Source organism: Halopseudomonas sp. L-58, assembly GCF_056859475.1.
Window position 1 is genome coordinate 51,889 of the sequence record NZ_JBSXON010000062.1, and the last position, 22,878, is coordinate 74,766.

At 62.1% G+C, this 22,878-nt stretch carries 21 protein-coding genes; 17 read left to right on the top strand and 4 right to left on the bottom strand.

The window, feature by feature from the left end; translation table 11 throughout:
* Nucleotides 1–200: 200 nt before the first annotated feature.
* The 3 genes from AC13EY_RS10040 to AC13EY_RS10050 all read right to left on the bottom strand — a co-directional run bounded on the left by AC13EY_RS10040 (nucleotide 201) and on the right by AC13EY_RS10050 (nucleotide 3,989).
* The gene (locus AC13EY_RS10040; RefSeq protein ID WP_228246299.1) at nucleotides 201–1,220 is read right to left on the bottom strand and encodes a CNNM domain-containing protein; all 1,020 of its coding nucleotides are present in this window, start codon (nucleotides 1,218–1,220) and stop codon (nucleotides 201–203) included.
* 162 nt (nucleotides 1,221–1,382) lie between these two features.
* Nucleotides 1,383–1,817, bottom strand: coding sequence for a hypothetical protein (locus AC13EY_RS10045; RefSeq protein WP_228246298.1), 435 nt, complete (start codon nucleotides 1,815–1,817; stop codon nucleotides 1,383–1,385).
* Nucleotides 1,818–1,853: 36 nt separating this feature from the next.
* On the bottom strand, nucleotides 1,854–3,989 hold the full coding sequence (locus AC13EY_RS10050) for a 4Fe-4S binding protein (RefSeq protein ID WP_233049278.1): 2,136 nt from the start codon (nucleotides 3,987–3,989) through the stop codon (nucleotides 1,854–1,856).
* A gap of 207 nt (nucleotides 3,990–4,196) precedes the next feature.
* Here AC13EY_RS10050 and ercA point away from each other — a divergent pair, with 207 nt between their 5' ends.
* The 5 genes from ercA to tatB all read left to right on the top strand — a co-directional run bounded on the left by ercA (nucleotide 4,197) and on the right by tatB (nucleotide 10,029).
* Nucleotides 4,197–5,360 (top strand): alcohol dehydrogenase-like regulatory protein ErcA, encoded by a 1,164-nt coding sequence (gene ercA / locus AC13EY_RS10055; protein WP_088276808.1) that lies wholly within the window; start codon nucleotides 4,197–4,199, stop codon nucleotides 5,358–5,360.
* Nucleotides 5,344–7,089, top strand: a complete 1,746-nt coding sequence (locus AC13EY_RS10060; protein WP_233049279.1) for a PAS domain-containing hybrid sensor histidine kinase/response regulator — start codon at nucleotides 5,344–5,346, stop codon at nucleotides 7,087–7,089. The genes ercA and AC13EY_RS10060 overlap by 17 nt, the downstream gene beginning before the upstream one ends.
* A 285-nt stretch (nucleotides 7,090–7,374) precedes the next feature.
* A complete protein-coding gene (locus tag AC13EY_RS10065; protein WP_233049280.1) occupies nucleotides 7,375–9,417 on the top strand; it encodes a PhoX family protein in 2,043 nt (680 codons plus the stop codon).
* A 102-nt stretch (nucleotides 9,418–9,519) separates the two neighbouring features.
* Nucleotides 9,520–9,741 carry a Sec-independent protein translocase subunit TatA gene (locus AC13EY_RS10070; protein ID WP_228246294.1) on the top strand — a complete coding sequence of 74 codons (222 nt, stop codon included), beginning with the start codon at nucleotides 9,520–9,522 and terminating at the stop codon, nucleotides 9,739–9,741.
* Between the two features lie 12 nt (nucleotides 9,742–9,753).
* Entirely contained in the window at nucleotides 9,754–10,029 is a 276-nt protein-coding gene (tatB, locus tag AC13EY_RS10075) for a Sec-independent protein translocase protein TatB (protein WP_088276800.1), read from the top strand.
* Between the two features lie 32 nt (nucleotides 10,030–10,061).
* On the opposite strand, the gene AC13EY_RS10080 is transcribed toward tatB, so the two are convergent.
* Nucleotides 10,062–11,609 (bottom strand): alpha/beta hydrolase family protein, encoded by a 1,548-nt coding sequence (locus tag AC13EY_RS10080; protein ID WP_482890413.1) that lies wholly within the window; start codon nucleotides 11,607–11,609, stop codon nucleotides 10,062–10,064.
* A gap of 363 nt (nucleotides 11,610–11,972) precedes the next feature.
* Here AC13EY_RS10080 and gspC point away from each other — a divergent pair, with 363 nt between their 5' ends.
* From gspC to AC13EY_RS10140, 12 genes are read left to right on the top strand one after another with little or no spacing between them, the layout of a single operon-like run.
* Complete coding sequence (gene gspC / locus AC13EY_RS10085) at nucleotides 11,973–12,839, top strand: type II secretion system protein GspC (protein ID WP_482876682.1); 867 nt, start codon at nucleotides 11,973–11,975, stop codon at nucleotides 12,837–12,839.
* Nucleotides 12,840–12,844: 5 nt separating this feature from the next.
* Complete coding sequence (gene gspD / locus AC13EY_RS10090) at nucleotides 12,845–14,890, top strand: type II secretion system secretin GspD (RefSeq protein WP_482876684.1); 2,046 nt, start codon at nucleotides 12,845–12,847, stop codon at nucleotides 14,888–14,890.
* 3 nt (nucleotides 14,891–14,893) lie between these two features.
* On the top strand, nucleotides 14,894–16,396 hold the full coding sequence (gspE, locus tag AC13EY_RS10095) for a type II secretion system ATPase GspE (RefSeq protein ID WP_269687733.1): 1,503 nt from the start codon (nucleotides 14,894–14,896) through the stop codon (nucleotides 16,394–16,396).
* A 2-nt stretch (nucleotides 16,397–16,398) separates the two neighbouring features.
* The gene (gene gspF, locus AC13EY_RS10100; RefSeq protein WP_285677860.1) at nucleotides 16,399–17,610 is read left to right on the top strand and encodes a type II secretion system inner membrane protein GspF; all 1,212 of its coding nucleotides are present in this window, start codon (nucleotides 16,399–16,401) and stop codon (nucleotides 17,608–17,610) included.
* Nucleotides 17,610–18,077, top strand: coding sequence for a type II secretion system major pseudopilin GspG (gene gspG, locus AC13EY_RS10105; RefSeq protein ID WP_233049283.1), 468 nt, complete (start codon nucleotides 17,610–17,612; stop codon nucleotides 18,075–18,077). Before gspF ends, gspG begins: the two co-directional genes overlap by 1 nt.
* A 5-nt stretch (nucleotides 18,078–18,082) precedes the next feature.
* Complete coding sequence (gene gspH, locus AC13EY_RS10110) at nucleotides 18,083–18,619, top strand: type II secretion system minor pseudopilin GspH (protein ID WP_228246290.1); 537 nt, start codon at nucleotides 18,083–18,085, stop codon at nucleotides 18,617–18,619.
* The gene (gene gspI, locus AC13EY_RS10115; protein ID WP_088276788.1) at nucleotides 18,606–18,995 is read left to right on the top strand and encodes a type II secretion system minor pseudopilin GspI; all 390 of its coding nucleotides are present in this window, start codon (nucleotides 18,606–18,608) and stop codon (nucleotides 18,993–18,995) included. Before gspH ends, gspI begins: the two co-directional genes overlap by 14 nt.
* Entirely contained in the window at nucleotides 18,992–19,618 is a 627-nt protein-coding gene (gspJ, locus tag AC13EY_RS10120; RefSeq protein WP_088276786.1) for a type II secretion system minor pseudopilin GspJ, read from the top strand. The genes gspI and gspJ overlap by 4 nt, the downstream gene beginning before the upstream one ends.
* A complete protein-coding gene (locus AC13EY_RS10125; RefSeq protein WP_335600622.1) occupies nucleotides 19,615–20,415 on the top strand; it encodes a type II secretion system minor pseudopilin in 801 nt (266 codons plus the stop codon). The genes gspJ and AC13EY_RS10125 overlap by 4 nt, the downstream gene beginning before the upstream one ends.
* A gap of 19 nt (nucleotides 20,416–20,434) precedes the next feature.
* Nucleotides 20,435–21,631, top strand: a complete 1,197-nt coding sequence (gene gspL / locus AC13EY_RS10130; RefSeq protein WP_482876688.1) for a type II secretion system protein GspL — start codon at nucleotides 20,435–20,437, stop codon at nucleotides 21,629–21,631.
* Nucleotides 21,628–22,113: a type II secretion system protein M gene (gene gspM / locus AC13EY_RS10135; RefSeq protein WP_269687729.1), complete on the top strand. Its 486-nt coding sequence runs from the start codon at nucleotides 21,628–21,630 to the stop codon at nucleotides 22,111–22,113. The genes gspL and gspM overlap by 4 nt, the downstream gene beginning before the upstream one ends.
* On the top strand, nucleotides 22,113–22,865 hold the full coding sequence (locus AC13EY_RS10140) for a type II secretion system protein N (protein ID WP_482876690.1): 753 nt from the start codon (nucleotides 22,113–22,115) through the stop codon (nucleotides 22,863–22,865). Before gspM ends, AC13EY_RS10140 begins: the two co-directional genes overlap by 1 nt.
* Nucleotides 22,866–22,878 lie beyond the last annotated feature (13 nt).

The following is a 22,878-nucleotide window of genomic DNA, read 5'->3' on the forward strand; positions in this document are numbered from 1 at the left end:
AGCAACGCAGCGAACCCGCAGGGCCGCGTAGCCGGGTGCCCTTGGGGGGCCGGGCAATCGGCCCCTTTGGCTCGCCGTGAAGGCGAAATACTGACTCAACATCAGCGCAGGAAATGGTTCTGCCACCTGCGCCTGGCCAAGTCGGCGTTTTAACGCTGCCAGCCTTGGGGCAGCTACCATGCTCACCCGAGATGAACCGTTTACCCAGCTGCCTTCAGTCGGTGCTCCCACAGCCTGCGTGCCAGACGACGCATGTTGGGAATCTCGTCGGTTTCATCAAGGATCGGACGACCGATCAGCGTCTCGATGATGTCTTCCATGGTCACCAGACCGCACCAGCTGCCGAACTCGTCATAGACCATACACAGGTGCTGTTGCTCCTTGAGCATCTGGGTCATCAGCGCCTCGATATTCTGGCTGTCCTGAACGACCTTGACCGGCTTCATCAGGCTGGATACCAGAGCCTCGCGGTCATCGGTTGCCAGCAGGTCTACGCGAAACAGCACACCCAGCGGGGTTTCGTTCTCGTCGAGCACCGGATAACGCGAGAACTGGCCGTGCTGGACGCGCTGGCGCGCCTGCGCAACCGTCAGCTCCGGACTCAGGGTTTCGCTGACCGTACGCGGGGTCATGACGTCGCGGGCGCGGATGGTATGCAGATCCAGCACGTTATGGATCATTCGCTGTTCTTCCTCGTCCAGCGACTCAAGCTCCTGGCCAAGGCTAGCCAGGGCCTTGATCTCGGCACGCAGGTCATGTTCCGGCGTCTTGCCACCGAGACTGCGGGTGACCAGATCGGATAGCAGAATGAACGGTTTCAGCAACAGGATCATGCTGTTCAGCACGCCGGGCATCAGCGGTGCCAGTGCCGGCCAGTAGCGAGCGCCCAGCGTCTTGGGCAGGATTTCCGAGCCCAGCAGAATCAGCAGGGTCATGATCGCGGACGCGACGCCAAGGTAGCCATCACCGAACACGATTGTCACCTGTGCGCCAACGCCGGTGGCGCCAACGGTGTGAGCGACTGTGTTGAGGGTCAGAATGGCCGCCAGCGGCTGGTCGACGTTTTCTTTCAGCTGTTTCAGTCTGGGATAAAGTCTGGGGCGTTCGACCTTTTGCCGGGCAATGAAGCTGGGTGTCATGGACAGCAGTGCAGCTTCAAGGATGGAACAGATGAAGGAAACCAGAATGGAGAGGACAGCAAACGCTATCAGCAGGGACATGGGGATCTTGAGTGGCCAATGATGTGCCTAGTATACGATCGGTTGCTTGCGGCTCAATTGTCTGCCTGATTCAGGATGTTTCCAGTCTCTGGGTGCCGGTGCCATCATCTGTGCCCGGTTCGGGAGATCAGGCCGGATGCTCATGGCCATCCGGCACCGGCGTTATGCTGCGTCGTTGTTGGCTGCGAACAAGGCTTCAAAGGTGTCCATGTCGAGCGCGGCGATGATGTTCTGTTGGTCATCGAGAATTTCGTACATCACACCTTCGGTACCGCGGATGCTGAACAGCACCAGGGTGCCGCCATCGCCGCCGCACTCGCGGTGGGGCGTGGTGTCTGGCTGGCTGATGGTGTAGCTGCCGGTTGGGCGGCTTTCTTTCAGTTTGCCGTTGGCGTGGAACAGCTGATGCTCGCCGCGAATAACGAAGGTGTGGTTCACCGCGCAGTGGCGGTGCAGCACGATGGGATCGTGGGCGTGAAAGTGAAACAGTACGTCGACCAGTTGGTTGGGGCGGTCGACACTGAGAATGCAGTAGTCGAAGTTCTCGAAGCCCGGCAGCTGATTCCAGCGGATGTGGTTCAGATCAAGAGCGTGCATGGTTACGTCCTTTTGTTGTTGTGGTAGAGCAATAGCTCAGCGTTGGGGTGCCCAGTCGCTGACGATGATGTTGTTGTCGGCGCGCTGCGCACGTGCCGCCTGCTTGCGCGCGCTGATCTGCGCGACGCATTGATCTTCGTTGTTGAGTATCACGATGCATTCCAGACACTGAATGCACTCATCGTAATCAATCGCGCCGCTGCGTTTGATCGCGCCGATCTCGCACTTGTTGTGGCAGTGCTGGCAGGGTTTGCCGCAGGCGTCGATGCGCGTCAGCCAGGAGAACAGGCGCAACCGGCCGAGGATCGCCAGGCCAGCGCCGAGAGGGCAGACATAGCGGCAATAGAACTTGTGCACGAACAGGCCGAGGCCGAGCAGCAGTGCCGCGTAGAGCACAAATGGCCAGCTGCGCACGAAGAACAGGGTAATCGAGGTCTTGAACGGCTCGACTTCGGCCAGGCGCTCGGCCAGCGTCAGCGAGTAGAAAGCGGTCGGGATCAGCGCAACCAGAATGAGGTATTTCAGCCACTGCAGACGCAGGTGCCAGCGTTCGCTGATCTTCCACTGGCGAATGTGCAGTTTCTTCGCCAGCCAGCTGACCATCTCCTGCAGTGCACCAAAGGGGCAGAGCCAGCCGCAGAACAGGCCGCGCCCCCAAAGGAACAGGCTGATGAAGGTAAAGGTCCAGAGGATGAAAATCACCGGGTCCATCAGAAACACCGTGATCTCGAAGCCATGCCAGAGCGCGAGCAGCAGGGTGAAAATATTGACCACCGAGAGCTGGCCCTGGGCGTAGAACCCGATGAACAGCAGGGTGAACAGCAGGAAACCGGCGCGCAGCAAATGAAAGCCGCGGGCGTGCCGGCTGACCCGCTGCTGATAGATGAATAGCGCGGTGACCAGCGCCAGCGACAGCATCAGAGCGCCGATTTGCCAGGCACGTTGCTGCCACATCTGCAGCCAGATCGGCGTGGGCGCTGCGGTTGCGCTGGCCTCTTGCAGCTCGAACAGTCCAGGCTCCAGCGTCAACGCCCTTTCGAAGTGACTTTGCTGCTCGCTCAGCGGGTTACGGCGCAGGGTAACGTTGAGTTGCAGCGCGGCAGGCTCTACCGGATTGAATGCCGCGTGGGTTTTGATGCGGAAGATATTGGCCTGCCAGTCGCCTGGCGGTGCTGCCAGCAACGGAAGCAGGATGCCGTTGTTGAAGTTCATGTCGTGCAGCTCGATCGCCTTGCCATGCTGCAGCAGGTTGATACGACTGGGCGCGGTGGCGGGAATAAAGTCTTCCGGCACGTGCGGGTACTGGCCGCGTGAGAGCACCAGCAACGCCTGCTCGCCCGGCAGCAGTTCGTCTTGCAAACGACTGAAGGCTGCCTCGCCGAGCAGATTGCGGCCGGTCATCGGGGTGTTCAGGTAGGCAAAGTACAGCTCGCTGAACGGCAGGCCGCTATCGTCTGAAAAGCCCGGGTACAGATTGAGGCTGTTGCCCAGCGCTGCTTCCACTGCGGGCGTATCCAGCTGCCACTGCTGCAACAACCCTCGAGTCAGCAACTGCTGCCAGTCCATTGGCTCGAACCGCTCGGGACGGGCGACGGCCTGTGGTCCCTGGGCAAACTCCGGCAGCAGTGCGCGAGCAACCGTCATCGCCGATTGCAGTACCGTTTCGTTGAGGATGACGACTGACACGGTGGCCTTGCTGACGCCGTCGATGTAACCCACCGCATCGCCATCGACACTGCCGCCGTGGGTACTGCCGACGACGATGGGCGTGGCGATGTTGCGGCCCGTGTACTGGCCCGCGAAGTCGAACAGAGCCTGTTCTCCCAGACCATGCAGGAACACCGGCTCATGGTGCTCCAACACGGTCACCCCGGTCAGCTTGCCTTCTGGAGTCATGCCGATCAGCAGCCGAATCGGCTTACCGGAAAAGCCCTGCAGGCTGGAGTAGTCGGTTGACTCAAAGGCGTAGCCGAGCAGCTGATCCAGCTGGAATGCCTGATATACGGGCGGGCTGCCCTGCTTTTCGATCAACCGGGTGGCACTGGGAAACAGGTGCTGCACGGCCTGCTGCCAGCCGGGCGCCGGCGGGCTCTCGGCTCGCAGATTTGAGCTCAACAGGCAAAGCAGACAGACCAGCAGAAGCTGACGGAGCGTTGGGTGACGCGCAGACATGGAGGCTCATCCTTGTTGTTGTGCTCCCATGCTGGCGAGCACAAGGGCAGGCGAGCCATCCAACTTAGGGGGCGAGCCGTTGCTACTTCAGTCTTAGTTCGCCGCCTTGGCGCTTATAAAAAACGCCTCGTTGGGGTAGTCTGCCGGGACCGCCTGCGGGGCCCCCTGGAGCACGCAGCATTACAACAACAACGCGGATGCCAGAGCATGTCCTACGATGTCAGCCAATTGCGCAAGTTTGTCACGCCCGAGATTATTTTTGGCGCAGGATCGCGCAAGACCGTCGCCAATTACGCCTCTACTTTCGGTGCCCGCAAGGTGCTGCTGGTATCTGACCCGGGAGTGCAGGCCGCCGGTTGGGTAGTCGATGTTGAGCAAAGCCTGATGGAGCAGGGTCTCGACTATGTCCTGTTCACCCAGGTCTCTGCCAATCCGCGCACCGAAGAGGTCATGCATGGTGCCGAGGTGTACCGGGCTGCAGGCTGCAACGTCATTGTCGCCATTGGTGGCGGCAGCCCGATCGACTGCGCCAAGGCCATCGGCATTGCCGTGGCGCATGATCGACATATTCTCGAATTTGAAGGCGTCGATACCATTCGTGCGCCGATTCCGCCGCTGATCTGCATTCCGACCACCGCCGGTACCTCGGCCGATGTGTCGCAGTTCGTGATCATTTCCGATCAGCAGGAGAAGGTGAAGTTCTCCATCATCAGCAAGGCGGTGGTGCCGGATGTGTCGCTGATCGACCCGGAAACCACGTCAACCATGGACACCTTCCTGTCTGCCTGTACCGGAATCGATGCCATGGTGCACGCCATTGAGGCCTTCGTCTCGACCGGCAGCGGGCCGATGACCGACGCTCATGCCCTGGAGGCGATGCGCCTGCTTAACGGTAATCTGGTACAGATGATCCAGAACCCGCAGGACATTGCCCTGCGCGAGCAGATCATGCTCGGCAGCCTGCAGGCGGGGCTGGCGTTTTCCAACGCCATTCTTGGCGCTGTACACGCCATGTCACACAGCCTCGGCGGCTTCCTTGATCTGCCGCACGGGCTATGCAACGCGATCCTGGTCGAACATGTGGTGGCGTTCAATTTTGACGCCGCGCCGGAGCGCTTCAAGGTGATCGCCAATACTCTGGGCATTGATACCCGCGGAATGACTACTCCGCAGGTGCGCCAGCGGCTGGTTCAACATCTGATCGAGCTGAAACAGGCAATGGGCTTTCACCAGAGTCTGCGCATGCATGGCGTTGATACCAGCGACCTGCGCACCCTGTCGCTGCACGCGATGGATGACCCCTGCATCCTGACCAATCCGCGTGAATCCAGTCTGCAGGATGTCGAGGTGGTCTATGCCGAAGCCCTCTGATCCGCGCCGTGAGGTGCTGACGGGGCTGCTGGGGCTGGGGTCGCAGTCCTCGCGCAAGAGCTACTACCCGGAATTGCTGGCGCGGCTTGAGGAGCTGGAGGACGAGCGCAACCGCTACAAGTGGCTGTTCGAGAATGCGGTGCACGGGATTTTTCAGGCCAGCCTGACGGATGGCCTGCGGGCAGCCAACCAGTCGCTGGCGCGGATGCTTGGTTATGACTCGGTCAGTGCGCTGGTGCACGCCCGGCGCTCGCTGGCCGAGCAGTTTTTCATCGAGGGGGCAGAGGAATTCCAGCGCATTCGCAATCACCTGCTGCGCAAGGGCGAACTGACCGGCTATGAAACCCGGCTGCGTCGTGCCGACGGCAGCCTGATGGACGTACGCATGAACATTCTGCTGCGCCCTGACGCTTCCGACCATGTGATTGAAGCCTTTGTTGCCGACGTGACCGAGCGCAAGCAGGCGCAGCAGGCAATGCAGCAACTGAACGATGAACTGGAACAGCGGGTCCTGCAGCGCACCCGGGAGCTGGAGGCGCTGAACGAAAGCCTGCGTTTCGAGATTATCGAGCACGAGCGTACCCAGGGTGAGTTGCGCGAGGCGCGAGATGCTGCCGAGCAGGCCAATCGCAGCAAGGACCGCTATCTGGCAGCGGCCAGTCACGATCTGCTGCAGCCGCTCAATGCCGCGCGGTTGCTGATCTCTACCCTGCGTGAGACCCCCTTGGATGAAGCTGCGGGTCTGCTGGTCGAGCGTTCGCACACGGCGCTGGAAAGTGCCGAAGACATGCTCAGCGACTTGCTGGATATCTCGCGGCTGGACCAGCCGAATCTGCAGCCCGATTGCGGTGACTGCGCGGTAGCCGACATTCTGGAGCCGCTGTTGTGTGAGTTCGGCAGCGTGGCTGAGGCCGCCGGAGTGGGCCTGCGCGGGCGCTTTGGTGATCAGGTGGTGCGTACCGATTACCGCCTGCTCAGCCGGATCCTGCGCAACTTTATCAGCAACGCCATTCGCTACACCGAACGCGGTGGCGTGCTGGTTGGCTGCCGGACACGCGGCAGTGAGCTGTGTATTCAGGTTTGGGACACTGGTCGTGGTATCGCACGCAGCGACTTCAAGCGCATTTTTCAGGAGTTCAATCAACTGGACGTGGAGCGGTCCGGCCAGCGTCGCGGTGTCGGGCTGGGACTGGCGATTGTCGATCGTATTGCAAGGCTGCTGAATGCCCGCATCGAGGTGCAGTCACGCCTGGGCCGGGGCTCGATGTTCTCGGTCAGTATTCCGCTGGCGGTCGCTGCCGCTCAGCGAAGCAATGCTCAGGCCAGCCAACTGCTCAGTTCAATCGAGGTGCCGCTGCAGGGGCGCCGGTTGCTGGTATTGGATAACGAGCAGATCATTCTGCAGAGCATGCGCAGCCTGCTGGAGCAGTGGGGTGCCGAGGTGCTGACTGCCGTCGATCTGGAGCAGGCGCAGGCTCGGTTGGGGGCGCACCCGCCAGATGCGCTGCTGGTGGACTTTCATCTGGATGACAACCGCACCGGCGGTGAAGCGGTAGCGGCGCTCAGAGCGCGCTATGCCCGTGAACTGCCGGCCATCATGATTACCGCAGATCACAGCGAAGCCTGTCGGCAGATTGCCCGAGAGATGGACATCATCGTGCTCAACAAGCCGCTGAAGGCCGGCAAACTCAGGGCTACTCTCGGCAAGCTGCTCAGTAAGGATGACTAGGCTATGCGCAGGTCCGGCAGTTGGGCAGGTTGTTGCCGCCTGGCAGGTATCACCCTGCCAGAGGGAGCCGGCACCAGCCGGTCGTGCGTACTTGCATACAGTCGCCGCATGCTGCCGGCAATGGAACTGTAATGGTTGTTTCTGCAGTGTTGCATTGTCATAAAAGAGACTTGGACATGTCTTCGGCACGCCGCTGAAAGTTCATCGTTCATTGCCTGATCTGTCACGTTCGCTCGCCATCCTGTTCGGGTTTCCAAGCAATCCAAACCTGAGAGGAAGGAACCGATGTCCATCGAACAACGTGACCAGTTGGTTATCATCGATCACGGTGAGGGTGATGAACCCCTTAGCAACCGACAGATGAACCGTCTGTTCTCCAGCGTGCTGGAGGCCCGTCTTGCCCGCCGCCAGCTGCTCAAGGGTAGCGCCGGTGCGGCTGCCCTGGGCTTTTTCGGTCTGGGACTGGCTGGCTGCAAGAGCAGTTCCAGCAGCGACGACAATGGCGGCTCGCCGTCACCCGCTCCGTTGCTGGGCTTTTCCGCCGTTGCTGTCAGCAGCGCAGACGAGATTGTCGTTCCGGAGGGCTACAGCTACCAGGTGATCATCCCCTGGGGTACGCCGATTCTGGGCAGCTTCCCTTCATTTTCGGTCAACAGCACTGGTGCCGATCAGGCCGAGCAGGTTGGCTCACACCACGACGGCATGCATTTTTACCCGATTGATGGCAGTTCCGATGACGGCCTGCTGGTGCTCAATCACGAGTATGTCGAACCCCGCCTGATGCACGCCGCAGCCCAAGGGCTTGCGCTCACCAGCAGTGCCTTGCCGCCGCTGGTTGATGGCGAGCGCCCGGCTGACCAGGTACGCAAGGAAGCCAACGCCCACGGCGTATCGGTGGTCCGCATCGTCAAGGCTGCCAACAACGAGTGGAGCGTTCAGCCGGATGCGCTGAACCGCCGTATCACCGCGCTGACGCCGATGGAGATCCATGGTCCGGTTCGCGGCAGTGATTTCGTCAAGACGCTTTACAGCCCGAACGGCACCATGACCCGCGGCACCCTGAACAACTGCGGTAATGGCTATACGCCCTGGGGCACCTACATGGCCGCCGAGGAGAACTGGGCCGGCTATTTCACCAACAAGGGTGATAACCCGCGCGAGCATTCCCGTTACGGTGTGCAGACCGGCGCGACCAGCCGTTATGCCTGGGAACTGGCTGACAACGGTGCGGACGAGTTTGTCCGCTTCGATGCCAGCATCAAGGGTGCAACCGCCGCGGATGACTATCGCAACGAGCCGGTCTGCTTCGGCTGGATGGTCGAGATCGATCCGTTCGACCCGACCAGCAACCCGAAGAAGCGCACCGCCATGGGCCGTTTCGGTCACGAGGGTGTGGTTTTTGCCCCGGCTGAAGAGGGCAAGCCGGTCGTCTGCTACTCGGGCGACGATTCCCGCTTCGAGTACATCTACAAGTTTGTCACTGCGGCGAACTACAACGCGGCGACCGCCAATGGCAGCCTGCTGGATGAAGGCACTCTGTATGTCGCCAGGTTCAATGATGACGGCACCGGCGAGTGGTTGCCGCTGGTCTACGGCCAGAACGGTCTGGACGAAGCCAACGGCTTCACCAGTCAGGCCGACGTGCTGGTCAACACCCGCCTGGCTGCCGACTTCATGGGCGCTACCCCGATGGATCGCCCGGAGTGGGGCGCGGTTGACCCGGCCAATGGTGATGTTTACTTCACCCTGACCAACAACACCAGCCGCAACGCCGGCAACGTCAACGAAGCCAACCCGCGGGTTACCAACCGCCACGGTCATATCATCCGCTGGAAGGAAGACGGTGGTGAGCAGGCAGCGACGACCTTCAGCTGGGACATTTTCCTGTTTGGCGGCGACAGCGGCGAGAGCGGCGTCGACACCAATATCGGTTATGACCCGAACGGCGACGTGCTGATCGCAGACAATATCCTCAGCTCGCCGGATGGTCTGTGGATTGACCCCGACAGCCGCGTCTGGATTCAGATGGACAGCGGTTACACGGACCCCTTCGGCAACTGCGCCATGCTGGTTGCCGATCCGACTACCGGCGATCTCAAGCGTTTCCTGGTCGGACCGATTGATCAGGAGATCACCGGTATCACCATGACCCCGGACCAGCGGACGCTGTTCATCAATGTTCAGCATCCGGGTGAGGGCACCAGCGCCACCGACTTTGCTGCCGGCAACTACACCAGCAGCTGGCCGGACTTCATGCCGGCAACCCGTCCGCCACGCTCGGCCACGGTCGTGGTATGGAAGAACGATGGCGGTATTGTCGGTAGCTGAGACGTTATTCAGGCAGCGCTGCCGGCGCTGCCCGGATAGAAAAAATGCTGGGTCATTGCGGGGTCGGCAGCTGCTGACCCCGGTTTTTATGGAGAAAGTATCATGGGTGTAGGTGGAATCAGTATCGGCTCTCTGCTGATCGTGCTGGTAATTGTCATGCTGCTGTTTGGTACCAAGCGCCTGCGTAATATCGGCAGCGACCTGGGGGGCGCCTTGAGCGGCTTTCGCAAGGCGGTGCGCGATACCGACGAAGCTCGCGATGCACTGACCATGGATGTCCAGGAGCAGGTTGCCGAGCGCAGCGAAACGCGCTCGCGCGCCTGAGGCCGGTGCCGCATGTTCGGTAACGGCATGACGGAATGGCTGGTGGTCGGGGTAGTCGCGCTGATCGTACTCGGCCCCGAACGTCTGCCTTCGCTGGTGCGTATGGCGGGTCGGGCGACCGGCAAGGTACGCGGGCTGTGGGCTGACGTACAGCGGGAGCTGGACGGTAGCCTGCCAGCCGATGAGGTCAGGGAGTTGGCCGAAAATGTTCGTGAGCTGCGCGCTCAAACCAACGTCAAGCAGTTTGTTCGGCGTCTGGCGGTAGATGAAGAACGCCGCCAGGGCTGAGCCCCGGCGGCGACAGGACTGTGTCTATCTGATCAGTCAGGTGTGCAGGATGGCAGGCCCGCGCGCGGATAGTTCCCTTCTGCGACCGGTCCGTCAATGGTGTAAGTGCAGCCAAAGTCTTCCGCCGCCACGGTGGCGGGCGTCAGCCAGTCATCGCCGCCTGGTTTCGACCCGCCTTGCTCCCAGTCAAGCATGGCCGCCAGGGTGGCAGTGAACTCTGCTTCGGTAAAGTCGCAGTGGCCGGGAGCCCGTATAGCGCGCTGTACCAGCAGGTCGTCACTGCCATTTTCTGCTGCGCGCCGCGCGTATTCCTGTTCCATCAGAATCGGCACAAACAGATCACCAATGGTATGTGCGGTGACAACGGGTACATCAAACTCGCCATTGACCTTCGGAATCCAGCGCAGGCCGTCATCGCGCAGATCGTTGGCACCCTCTGTTGCTGTGGCCTTGACGATCATGCTGTTGAAATTGATTTCGTCTGTGGTTAAGGGCTCGCCCAACTCGCTTTCAAAGCGATAGGTAATGGCGTTGGTGTCGACCACGTTATCCAGCAAAATGCCGTCGACAGTGCCGTCTGATCCGGCAAAGCCCTGCAGCAGGTCCTGGAACAGGCCAAAGCTGATTGGATACATCGGTCGCTCACCGCCACTGAGGTTCTTCAGCGTCTGATAGAACGCCAACCCTTGCTGTGTCAGGCCACTCTGAAACTTGTTCGTGGTGTAGTCGTTCCAGAGCACAGTGCGGGCGTTGGCTACGATCGTTGCAGCTTCTTCTTGGGTCAAAGGGAATTCATCAATAGGGTTACCGGATAGTGTTGCAAGCGCGATGGTGTAGCCTGCAAAGAAATTGAAGAGCTCGGTATCTCCGACGACGCCGCACATCGGTGCGGAACCGGAGTAATTGACGACATTATTGGCTGTCGCCAGCGTCTCCCGCTCTACCGCCGCCGCAGCAATGTGACCACCCATGGAAACACCGGTAATGTAGTATTTATCCGGCGTATCCAGTGTGCGGCCGTTTTCGGCGGCAATATCAGTGAACGCCAGGGCCAGGGCATTGGTATCTTCCAGACCGGCACGCACATCGTAGAAGTTGGCGCTGTAGCTGGAGGCTGCCCAGGCGTAGCCCTCTTCGAGCAGATAGCGGCGCATGGGTGGGGTGTCTACAGTCAACTGGTCGACGTTGTTGATGCGGAAACCGTGGGTGTACATCACCAGCATACCGTTCCAGTTTGCCGGTACTTCAATGCGGTAGCCTGCACCGTTCAGTACGCCTGTCCAGCGGCTTGAGTCGCTGTATTCCGGCAAGGCATCGAATGGCAAGCCGGCTTCATTCACGTTAAAAAAGCCTTCCTCCACACGTTGGTCCTGCAACCGGACCCGATTGTCGGCCTGATCGTTGGATGACGATCCACCGCCACCACCACTCAGACAACCTGTCAACGTCAGGCTGCTGATCATCATGGTCAGCAACGCCGTTTTTTTCAGCCTTGTCATTGTTGTTCTCCATGCGCAAGTTGATTGTTGTTGGTTGGTTCTTGCGGTTTTGAGTAAAGGGTGAGTGCTGGCAAAGGGCAAGTAATGCCTGTCTCTTTTCGAGACGTTCTCGCGGGCGTGGATACGTAGCCATCAGCGGGTTGGATTGCTGTAACAGAGGCATCACCCATTGAGGTGATATTTGCGCGGTCGTTTCCGGTGAGATAACCCAAATGGGTGATTTGGCAGCAGCGGAGGGCTCGCTAGCGTCATCGCTCTAGCGCGAGACGTCTGGAATAACCTGTTCAGGGGGGTTGCCGGGAGATTGCATTATCGTGACAATCGAAACAGCCTCGCAGACACATTGCAGGCGTATAACAATAATTTTGCAAAGAAAGGTCAGTACCTTTACCCCTAACTGCCCCGCGCCCGATCAGAATCGGGTTTCTTTGCCATGGAGAGAGCATGCCCCAGGTTGCCCGTTTATCGCTGGAAAACCTTGTTGCGCTGGTTTGCGGCGTGTTGGTACTGGTTGCGGCGTGGCTTCTCGGGCGTCTTGTCTGGGTTCTGATCGAGCCGCAAAGCGTGTTGCCGGCCATTGAGCCAATTCCTTATTCCGCGTCCTCTTCCGGTGTCGTTTCCCGACCCGGCTTTCGCGAGCTGGCCATGCTGTCCCCCTACGGTCAGGCCGACCGTGCGCCTGTTGTGGTAGACGCGCCCGACACCAAGCTCAGCTGGACGCTCAAGGGCGTGCTGGCCGACCCCGACCCGGCGCGCAGTGCCGCCATTCTGGTCACGCAGGGCCAACCCGAGAAGCTCTATCGCGTCGGAGCGACGCTGCCCGGGCAGGTCCGTCTGGAGCAGGTGCTGGGCGACAGGGTGATGCTGATGCGAGATGGTCAGCTGGAGACCCTGCGACTCAAGCGCAATGAGCTGGCTGGTAACGGGCGTCCTTCCCGCAGTGCCGGTCGTGCCGCGGCGCTGCCCGAGGTTGATTCCAGCCAGACCCTGGCCCCCGATGGCGGTCTGGCCCGTATCGACCGCGAGGCGTGGCTCAATGATCCCCAGCGGTTTGCCGATGTCATCAGCGCCAATCCGGTGATGGTGGATGGTTCCCTGTACGGAATAGAAGTGTCCCCTGCACGCAACGCCCGCGAGTTTGAGGCGGCGGGTCTGCAGGCGGGTGATGTGATTACCGACGTCGATGGCACACCGGTTTCGCAGATCGAGGACTACCGCGAGATTCTCAGCCAGATGTCCGGCGCCAGCTCGGTGTCGGTCTCGCTTGAGCGCGATGGGCAGCCCATGAACATTACGATAACGATGGATTGATACTGATGCCGATGCAGTTTCGCAAACAACGGCTGGCGCTGGCGCTGGCGTTGAGTCTGGGAGTAGTGGGTAGTCCGGTGTTGGCACAGTCAGCGACGGAGACGGCGGAACGGGACCAGGACCTGGTGCTGAATCTGCGCGAGGCGGACATCAATGGCCTGATCGAGATTGTCAGCCAGGAAACCGGCATCAACTTTATCGTCGATCCGCGGGTCCGTGGGCAGGTCAATGTCGTTTCCGGCCAGCCGATCCGGCGCGAGGAGCTGTACGACCTGTTTCTGGGGGTGCTCAAGTCGCAGGGCTTTGCGGCGGTGCGCGGCAGTGACGGCATGGTGCGCATCGTGCCGGAGGTGCAGGCCAAGGAGAATGAGGTCGCAGGCCTGACCGGGGACACGCCCGGCGACGAATACATCACCGAAGTGATTACCGTGAACAATATGGATGCCGGCCAGCTGGTGCGTATCCTCCGGCCGCTGGTGCCCAAGGGCGGGCATCTGGCTGCCGCGGCTGCCTCCAACAGTCTGGTGATTGCCGATACGGCAGCCAATGTCCGCCGTATTCAGGCGTTGATTGCGCGCATGGACCGTGAGTCGACCGAAGACTTCGAAGTGCTGCCGCTGGAGTACGCCTCGGCACTGGACGTGGTGCGCATCGTTCAGGGGCTCGACAGCAACGCACCGGCGGAAGAGTTTACCCGCGGTCCCAAGCTGATTGCGGATGAGCGTACCAACTCGGTGATTCTGCGTGGTGATCCCGAAGCACGGGCGACGCTGCGATCGGTCGTGCGCAGGCTGGACGTGGAAGGGGATCAGGGCAACACCCAGGTGCATTACCTGCGTTACGCCAAGGCCGAAGAAGTGGCCGAGGTGCTTCGCGGCATCGCCGAGGGGCGCGAGCGCCACCAGAGCGGCACCACCTCAACCAGCTCGGGCAATACCACTGCGAGCAACACGGCCGAGCAGAACCGTGTTCGCATCGAGGCCCATGAGAGTACCAATGCGGTCGTCATCTACGGGCCGGCGGAGCTGTCCCGCGAGTTGTCGTCCATCATTCGTCAGCTCGACATCCGTCGGGCCCAGGTTCTGGTGGAGGCAGTGATCGCCGAGGTGTCCTATGACCGCGCCAAGGAGCTGGGCGTGCAGTGGGGCTTCGGCAGTGAAGACTCCGGAGTCGGCATCATCAATTTCAATCGCAATGGCAACAGCATTGTGGATCTGGCGGCCGGTGTGAATGCCTTCCTCGAAGGGGACGTCAGCAGCCCGCCGTCGCTGGGTAGCGGCCTCAGTCTGGGCGGCATCGGCAGCATCGGCAGCACCCAGATTGCGCTGCTGGTCAATGCACTGCAGGGCGATACGGCCAGCAATATTCTCTCGACGCCAAGCCTGCTGACCCTCGACAACGAGGAAGCCGAAATCGTGGTCGGTCAGAACGTGCCTTTTATCGTCGGTCGCTCGGTTGAGGATTCGGGGCAGGCGTTCGATACCATCCAGCGTGAAGATGTGGGTATCAAACTGAAGATCCGCCCGCAGATCAACGAAGGCAACGCGGTGCGTCTGGAAATTGCCCAGGAGGTCTCGCAGATTGCACCGGGCACCAGCGGTGCGGCAGACATCATTACCAACAAGCGCAGCCTGACTACCCATGTCATGGTCGATGATAACCAGATGATCGTGCTCGGCGGCCTGATCGACGATCAAATGGTCGAGACCGCCGACAAGGTGCCGGGGCTGGGCGATATTCCGGGGCTTGGTCGGCTGTTCCGTTACGACACCGCCTCGCTGCAGAAGCGCAATCTGATGGTCTTCCTGCGCCCGGTGATCGTGCGTGACTCGGCGGTTGCCGAAAGCCTGACCCATGCCAAGTACAGCTATATTCGTGACCGCCAGGTGGCCGAGCAGAACCGCCATGGGCGGATGGATGTCGGCGAGGGTGTTCCGGTGTTGCCGGACTGGAACTACCTGCTGACGTTGCCGCCACCGTTCGAGAACGCCATGCAGGGTACCCCGGCGCCGGCGGCCATCAGTGCACCGCCCAGCGCTGGCCGGGAGTAGGCGATGAGTGAGCAGCAAAGCAGTGTCGCCGCGCCAACCGCCGAGACCGGTTATCGCTACGCCCGGCGGGTAGGGATACTGACAGGGGCCATGCGGGAGGACGGCCAGCTGGAAGTCTTTGTACGCGCCGATTGCGATCCGCAGGGTCTGCTTGAGTTGCGCCGCCGCCACGGTTGCCCGTTGTTGCCCATCGAGCTGGACGACGACGCTTTTGCAGCCCGGTTGCGTGACCGGTACGAACGCTCGGCCAATGATGCCATGCAGTTTGTCGAAGGGCTGGGTGAGGATGCCGACCTGCTGTCGGTGGCTCAGTCGCTGGCCGAGCCTGAGGATCTGCTCGAATCACAGGATGAAGCGCCGATCATCCGGTTGATCAACGCGCTGCTGTCCGAGGCGGTCAAGGAAAACGCGTCGGATATTCACATCGAACCCTTTGAAAATCGCCTGTCCATCCGTCTGCGGGTGGACGGTGTATTGCGCGAGGTGCTGGAGCCGCCGCGCGCACTGGCGCCAGTGATCGTCTCGCGAATCAAGGTCATGGCCAAGCTGGATATCGCTGAAAAACGCCTGCCCCAGGACGGTCGGATCGGCCTGCGGCTGGTCGGGCGGGCGGTGGACGTGCGGGTTTCGACCTTGCCGTCCGGCCACGGCGAGCGGGTGGTGCTGCGTCTGCTCGACAAGCAGGCCGGGCGCCTTGAGCTGCGTCAGCTGGGCATGTGCCCGGAGCATTATGCGGCCATGGAGCGGGTGATCAGCCGCCCGCATGGCATTGTGCTGGTGACCGGGCCGACCGGCTCGGGCAAGACCACCACGCTGTATTCGGCGCTGATGCGGCTCAATGATCGCAGCCGCAACATTCTTACCGTCGAAGATCCCATCGAGTATTACCTCGACGGTATCGGCCAGACCCAGATCAACAACAAGGTCGACATGACGTTTGCCCGTGGTCTGCGCGCAATCCTGCGTCAGGACCCTGACGTGGTGATGGTCGGTGAGATTCGCGATGTGGATACCGTTCAGATCGCCATTCAGGCCAGTCTGACCGGTCACCTGGTGTTTTCCACCCTGCACACCAATACGGCGATTGGTGCCATTACCCGTTTGCGTGACATGGGAATCGAGCCGTTTCTGCTGTCGTCCACGCTCAACGGTGTGCTCGCCCAGCGGCTGGTGCGCACCCTGTGCCCGGACTGCCGCGAGCCGCATCTGGCGAGCAGCAGCGAGTGCCGTCTGATGGGCGTGGATGAGCAGCAGCCTCCGACCCTGTATCGCGCCACCGGTTGCCCTGCCTGTAACGGCAGCGGTTATCGCGGTCGCACCGGGATATACGAATTGATCGAGGTCGACGACACCCTGCGCGGCATGATCCACGATGGTGCCAGTGAGCAGGCGATGGTGCGCCATGCGCGGCTGTCGCAACCGGGTATCCGACAGGACGGAATGCGGCGAATACTGGCGGGTGACACCACGCTGGAAGAAGTTCTGCGCGTTACCCGGGAGGACTGACCGTGCCGGCCTTCGAATATACCGCGCTGGACGCCAGCGGCCGCACCTGCAAGGGCGTAGAGGAGGGGGATTCGCCCCGTCAGGTCCGCGGGCGGCTGCGTGAGCAGGGGCTGACGCCGATGAGTGTCAGCCAGGTGGCTGAGCGGGCAGCGGTTTTGCGTATGCCGGTGCTGCAGCAGCGTATCAAGCCGCTGGAGCTCGCCCTGGCAACCCGGCAGATGGCAACCCTGGCGCGCGCCGGTTTGCCGATTGAGGAAGTGCTGGCCACGGTGGCGCGGCAGAGTGAATCACCCAAGGTGCGCTCGGCGCTGACAGCGGTGCGTACGCGAGTCATGGAAGGTCTGCCGCTGGCCCATGCGCTCGGCGAGTTTCCCTCGGTGTTCCCGGTCATCTACCGCACCACCATCGCCGCCGGTGAGCAGGCGGGGCGGCTCGATCTGGTGCTGGAGCGGCTGGCGGATAACGTAGAGGCGCAGAACGCGATGCGCCAGAAAATCCAGCTGGCGATGTTCTATCCCGCCATCCTGACCTGCGTCGCGCTGCTGGTAACGGTAGCGCTGCTGACCTATGTAGTGCCTGAGGTGGTCAAGGTGTTTGACGGCATGAATCAGCAGTTGCCGCTGCTGACCCGCATGCTGATCGCGGTCAGCGATACCCTGCGCGACTGGGGCCTGCTGATGCTGCTGATACTTGGAGGGTTGGGCTATGGCCTGCGCACCCTGTTGCAGCGGCCTGCCTATCAGCGGCGCTGGCATGATCTGCTGCTGCGGCTGCCGCTGATTGGCCGCCTGACCCGCGGTCTCAACACCGCGCGCTTTGCCCGTACCCTGAACATTTTGGCCGCCAGCGGTGTGCCGCTGCTTGATGCGTTGAACATGAGTGCCAGTGTGATCACCAACCTGCCGATGCGCGAGGCGGTCAGCGAGGCGGCCCAGCGTGTGCGCGAGGGAGCCGGAGTCGGGCTGGCGCTGGAGCGCAGTGGCTATTTCCCGGCGATGACCCTGAGCCTGATCAAGAGCGGTGAAAGCAGCGGCACCCTCGACGACATGCTGGAGCGGGCGGCGGAAACCCAGGAGCGCGAGCTCGAGGCGCGTATCGCGATGGTGATGGGTGTTTTCGAGCCGCTGCTGATTCTGACCATGGGCGCGGTCGTGCTGGTGATTGTACTGGCGATTCTGCTGCCAATCTTTGAACTCAACCAACTGGTGAATTGATGATGAGCAATAACCACGTACGCCGTGCTGCGCAGCGCGGTTTTACCCTGATTGAAGTGATGGTTGTGGTGGTCATCCTCGGGATTCTGGCGGCGGTGGTGGTACCGCGGGTCATGGACCGGCCGGACCAGGCACGTATCACCAAGGTGCAGAGTGACATTCGTGCCATCGAAAGTGCGCTGAATCTGTATCGACTGGATAACTTCAGCTATCCGACCACCGAACAGGGGCTGCGCGCCCTGGTGCAGGAGCCCACCGGCCAGAATGCGCCGCGCAACTGGCGCAAGGGCGGCTACCTGGATCGCCTGCAGCAGGATCCGTGGGGCAACGCCTACCAGTACCAGAACCCGGGTCGCGACGGTCGCCTGTTTGATCTCTACAGCTTCGGCTCCGACGGCCGCAGCGGTGGCACTGACAGCGCCGCCGATATCGGCAACTGGAATCTGGATCAAGAAGACGAGCGCTGACAGTCATGCGAGTTGGTCACCCATCTGCGCCTTCGCGCCAGACCGGCTTCACCCTGTTTGAGGTACTGATTGTTCTGGTGCTGATCGGGGTGATGGCGGGGCTGGCGACGCTGTCGCTGGGTGACGGGGCGGAGCGCGAACTGCGCCGCGAGGCTGATCGCCTGGCAACCGTGCTGCAGCTGGCCCGTGACGAGTTGCTGATCAGTGGCGGCAGCGAGCGGGCGCTGGGGATTCGGCGCGACAGCTACAGCATGCTTGATCTGGTCCTGCTTGATGACGCCACCCGCGAGTGGCAGCCGGTAAATGACGCGCAGCTGGGCCCGCATCGGGTGACCGAGGGCCTGATCGAGCTGGATTTTGAAGCCGCCGATCAGCCCCGCAGCCTGTCGTCCAGCCGGGTCTGGACCCCTCAGCTGCGGCTGAGCAACACCGGCGAGATGACGCCGGGCCTGATTGTCCTGCGGGCACGCGAGCATAGCCTGGAGCGCTTTATTCAGGTTGAGTTGACCGGCCATATCGAGGTGCTCAGTGAACGTCCATAGCAGTCGCGGTTTTACCCTGCTGGAAGTTCTGGTCGCGTTGACCGTGCTGGCGGTCGCGCTCGGGGCGCTGGTCAAGGCGGGCAGCGATCATGCCCGCAACACGGCGTATCTTCAGGAGCGTACCCTGGCCCATTGGGCCGGCAGCAACCTGCTGGCCGAGTACGAATCAGGCATGCGTCCGGCGACCGACGGTGAGTTGAACGGGGAAACCGGGATGGGGCCTTACCGTTTTGGCTACCGTGCCAGGATCAGCGATTACACCGCGATCTCGCCGTTTCCGCTGCCGGCGGTCAAGCGAATTGATATTCGTCTATGGCTGTTGCCCGGCGATGAAAGCGATCAGCGTGCGCTAGTCAGCGGGTTTGTACTGCCATGAAGCCGGTCAGCGCACAGCGCGGTTTTACCCTGCTTGAGCTGCTGGTGGCGATGCTGCTGTTTGCGGTCATGAGCGTGGTGGCCTATCAGGGCCTGCGTGCCGTGCTGGAGGCCAATGAGGTCAGTCGCGGGCATGCCGGTCAGCTGGCGGATCTGCAGGTCAGTCTGAGTGTGCTGGAGCGGGATCTGGCCCAGCTGGTAGACGTGCGTGTGCGTGACGAGTTCGGCGATCGCCTGCCGCCGCTGCGCCTGCTGGCCGGTAATGAGCAGCCGCTGCTGGAGCTCGTGCGGGCGGGCGCCGGCGGCGAGCAACGCCTGCGTCGCACCGCCTGGCGGTTGACCGAACGCGGGCTGGAGCGGGAGTTGTGGCCCGGTGTGGACGTAGCCGATGCCGACAGTGTGCGTCTTCAGCCCTTTGCCGATCTGGTGGCGGAAGACGAGCGTCTCGGGGTCGAAACCGGCTTCCGTTTCATCGTGCGGGGAGCCAGCGGATTGGAGCGGCTCGACAGCTGGCCGCCAGCGGATCTCGACCCCGAGTCCACCCAGTTGCCGCTGGCGGTCGAGGTCCAGCTGGACATCCCCCGTCTGGGAGTGATTCGTCGCCTGATTGCGGTGGGCCAATGAAACGCAGAGAGCAGGGTGTGGCGCTGATTACCGCGTTGCTGATTGTCGCCCTGGCGGTCACCGCGGCGGTCGGCATGGCAATGCGCGGTCAGGCGGATATTCGGCGCAGCAGCGCGGTGTTCGAGCGTGACCTGTCGCGGGAGATTGCGCTGGGTGCGGAGAAAATGGTGTTGCAGGTGCTGGAGCAGGTGGAAGGTGCGGATGAGCTGATGTGGGATACCTGCCTGTCACCCGTGTTGCCGTTTGAGGTCGATCAGGTACGCCTGCAGGCAACGCTGGACAACATGCGCTGCCGTTTCAATCTCAACGCGCTGGCGTCTGGTAATGAGGATATGCAGGCCGAGTTTGCCCGGCTGGTTGACCGGGTTGCTCAGGATTCAGGCGTTGTCATGCCCGCCGGCAGCCAGCTGGCGCTGGCCGTCACGGACTGGATGAATCCCGAAACCGATGATCCGATTTATCAATTGCAGGACCCGCCGCGCCTGTCGGCCAACCGCACCATGCTGGTCGCCTCCGAGCTGGCCTCGGTCAACGGTATGAGCGCCGAGGCCTGGCAGGCGCTGGCACCCTACGTTACCGCTTACCCGTCCGATCAGAGCCCGATTGACGTGGAGCGCAGCAGTGACCTGATCAAGGCGGTGTTCAGCGACCGTGCGCAGCCCGGCGATGATGCACCGTGGTTCATGCGGTTGCAGATTGTTGCGCACTTCGGTGAGCGCAATTTCTATCAATGTACGCTGCTCGACGCGCCCAATGGCAAAGTCGTGTTGCGCGAACAGTCGGCTTGCGAGCCGTAATGACCACAGGAAGCGAGGCATGCTGATAGTGCTGTTGAGCAACCCCGACCAGCCGCTGCACTGGTGGCGTCTGGAACGGGATGGGCAGATTCGGGATCAGGGCTGCGATACGCTCGCCGTGCTGCAGGGACGCTACCCGGGAGAGCGGGTCAGGGCGCTGCTGGCTGACGGCGTCAATCTGGTGCGCGCCAACCTGCCTGCGCAACGGGCGGCCGCACTCAGGGCGGCGTTGCCCTATGCCCTGGAAGACCAGCTAAGCCAGGATCTGGATGAACTGCACATTGTCATGGGGCCCCGCCGCAGCGACGGGCGTATCAGTGCGGCGGTGGTTGAACGGCAACTGCTCGATGACTGGCTGGTGCGCTTTGCCGACACCGGCCTGCGTCTGGAGGCCATTTCGCCGGTAACCGCTGTGCCGCCTGCTGCGGTGCCAGCCTCCGGGTTGCGGGTGCAGGCCTCCCCATTGCCGCAGGACACGCGCTGGCTGGTCAGTGACAGTGCCGCAGAGGCTGTGTTGCTGGAGACGGGCATGCTTGCCCTGTGGCTGCGCAAGCGCCTGCTTGAACTGCCCGAGGTCGAGCGCAGTGTCGAGCTGGCGGGTGCTCAGGCGACGGAGCTGGCATCGGTGTTGCCAACGGGGGTGATTGTTACCCGGAGCGAGGCTACCTTGCCGCTGCCGTCGGTACTGATGACCGCCGACTTCAATCTGCTGTCCGGGCCCTATGCGGTCAGCATGGCTCCGCCCCCGTGGCGGGCCATGCGCCCGGCCCTGCTGGCGCTGGCGGCAGTGCTGGTGCTTGGTATCGGTGTGCTGGCAGCTGAGCGTATCGCGCTGGAGCAGCAGCGCACTCTGCTGCAGGCGCGTATCGATCGCAGTTTTTCCGACGCCTTGCCGGGCGAGCCCATGCTGGACCCGGTGATGCAGTTCCGTCAGCGGCTGGGGAATGTTGCGGGCGGCGACGATCAGTCCGGCGCTGGTCAGTTGCTGTATGCGCTTTACCATGCGGTGGCGCAGCAGCAGGGTGTTGAGGTGAAACAGGTGCGCGCGGGCAGTGATGAACTGGAGGTCGACCTGCAGGTCGCGACCTTTGCCGATCTCGAACAGTTGCGTGCGGCTCTGGCTGCGACCGAAGGCATGAGCGAAAGCCTGCTCGGAGCCGATTCGGACAGCGGCGCGGTGACCGCGCGGCTGCGTATTACCAGGAGCGGATCATGAAGGCATGGTGGGCAGGGCTGGCGCCGAGGGAGCGTCGTATTCTCGTGTTGGGCGCAGTGGCATTGGGCCTGATCCTCGCCTGGGTCGCGGTCTGGGAGCCGCTGCTGCAAGGTCGCAGTGCACTGCGCAGTGACGTCGCCAGATTGTCGGCAGAGGCGGTCTGGATGGAGCAGGTGGCGGATGACGTGCGTCGACGGGCACGTCTGGAGCAGCGTGCCCCGGCGCTGCCCGGAGCAGGTGGCTCGGTGCTGACACTGATCGAGGTCTCGGCCAATGCGGCGGGCCTGCGCTCCGCGCTCACCCGGGTACAACCCGAAGGCGAGGGTGCCCGGCTGATCATGGACGCGGTCGGTTTTGATGCGCTCATGGGGTGGCTCGCGGAGCTGGAGCTGCGGCAGGGGCTGCGGGTCAGTGAACTGATGATCGAGGGCCAGCAGGCTGCCGGTCAGGTGTCTGCACGTCTATTGCTGGAGCGTCGCTGATGGGCTGGCTGAAAGGACGACGGCTCTGGTTGTTGGCAAGCCTGGTCCTGCTTGCGACGCTGATCAGCAATCTCCCGGCGCAGCTGGTCTGGCGGCAGGTACAACCCCACCTGCCGGTTAAGGTTGAGCTGGACGGGCTGACCGGTACGCTCTGGCGCGGCAGCCTGGCGCGCCTGCAGGTTGATGGCATTGATCAGGGTGCCCTGGAGTGGCGTTGGCAGCCTGCGGGGCTGTTGGCGGGTGAGCTTGAACTGGATCTGGATTGGCGGCCGCGTGACGGCAGGGTACAGGCGGTATTGCGTATGGCCGTCGACCGGCTGTCGCTGGAAGGCGTGCGTGGTCGCCTCAGCGCTGCCAGTATGGCGCAGGTGAACAAGGCGCCGTTTGTGTTGCAGGGAGACTGGCTGCTGGATATACCCCGGCTGACCTTGGCGGATCTGCGCAAGGTAACCGAGGCTAGCGGGCGGATCGCCTGGCAGGATGCCGGTGGCGGGCTACCAAGCCCCCTAGCGCTCGGGAACCTGGGTGCCGATCTGGCGGCGGAAAACGGCTGGCTGGTGATGAGTCTCGCAGATAATGGCGGCCCGCTGGGGCTGGCCGGTACCGCCCGCTGGCAACCGACCAAACCGCTGAAACTCGATACCCGGCTACTTGCCCGGGCCGATGCTGATCGGGATCTGGCTGCGGGTCTGCAGCTGCTGGGCCGGGCTGATCCCGACGGCTGGGTGCGCTGGCGCGTGCAACTGCAATGACAGAGATGAAAAC

Excerpts from the sequence above, each read along its gene's own strand:
- AC13EY_RS10050 (WP_233049278.1), bottom strand. The coding sequence starts at position 3,989 with ATGTCTGCGCGTCACCCAACGCTCCGTCAGCTTCTGCTGGTCTGTCTG.
- gspH (WP_228246290.1), top strand. The coding sequence starts at position 18,083 with ATGCGAGTTGGTCACCCATCTGCGCCTTCGCGCCAGACCGGCTTCACC.
- AC13EY_RS10045 (WP_228246298.1), bottom strand. The coding sequence starts at position 1,817 with ATGCACGCTCTTGATCTGAACCACATCCGCTGGAATCAGCTGCCGGGC.
- ercA (WP_088276808.1), top strand. The coding sequence starts at position 4,197 with ATGTCCTACGATGTCAGCCAATTGCGCAAGTTTGTCACGCCCGAGATT.
- gspC (WP_482876682.1), top strand. The coding sequence starts at position 11,973 with ATGCCCCAGGTTGCCCGTTTATCGCTGGAAAACCTTGTTGCGCTGGTT.
- AC13EY_RS10140 (WP_482876690.1), top strand. The coding sequence starts at position 22,113 with ATGGGCTGGCTGAAAGGACGACGGCTCTGGTTGTTGGCAAGCCTGGTC.
- gspD (WP_482876684.1), top strand. The coding sequence starts at position 12,845 with ATGCCGATGCAGTTTCGCAAACAACGGCTGGCGCTGGCGCTGGCGTTG.
- AC13EY_RS10125 (WP_335600622.1), top strand. The coding sequence starts at position 19,615 with ATGAAACGCAGAGAGCAGGGTGTGGCGCTGATTACCGCGTTGCTGATT.
- tatB (WP_088276800.1), top strand. The coding sequence starts at position 9,754 with ATGTTCGGTAACGGCATGACGGAATGGCTGGTGGTCGGGGTAGTCGCG.
- gspE (WP_269687733.1), top strand. The coding sequence starts at position 14,894 with ATGAGTGAGCAGCAAAGCAGTGTCGCCGCGCCAACCGCCGAGACCGGT.
- gspM (WP_269687729.1), top strand. The coding sequence starts at position 21,628 with ATGAAGGCATGGTGGGCAGGGCTGGCGCCGAGGGAGCGTCGTATTCTC.
- AC13EY_RS10060 (WP_233049279.1), top strand. The coding sequence starts at position 5,344 with ATGCCGAAGCCCTCTGATCCGCGCCGTGAGGTGCTGACGGGGCTGCTG.
- AC13EY_RS10070 (WP_228246294.1), top strand. The coding sequence starts at position 9,520 with ATGGGTGTAGGTGGAATCAGTATCGGCTCTCTGCTGATCGTGCTGGTA.
- gspG (WP_233049283.1), top strand. The coding sequence starts at position 17,610 with ATGATGAGCAATAACCACGTACGCCGTGCTGCGCAGCGCGGTTTTACC.
- gspL (WP_482876688.1), top strand. The coding sequence starts at position 20,435 with ATGCTGATAGTGCTGTTGAGCAACCCCGACCAGCCGCTGCACTGGTGG.
- AC13EY_RS10065 (WP_233049280.1), top strand. The coding sequence starts at position 7,375 with ATGTCCATCGAACAACGTGACCAGTTGGTTATCATCGATCACGGTGAG.
- gspJ (WP_088276786.1), top strand. The coding sequence starts at position 18,992 with ATGAAGCCGGTCAGCGCACAGCGCGGTTTTACCCTGCTTGAGCTGCTG.
- AC13EY_RS10040 (WP_228246299.1), bottom strand. The coding sequence starts at position 1,220 with ATGTCCCTGCTGATAGCGTTTGCTGTCCTCTCCATTCTGGTTTCCTTC.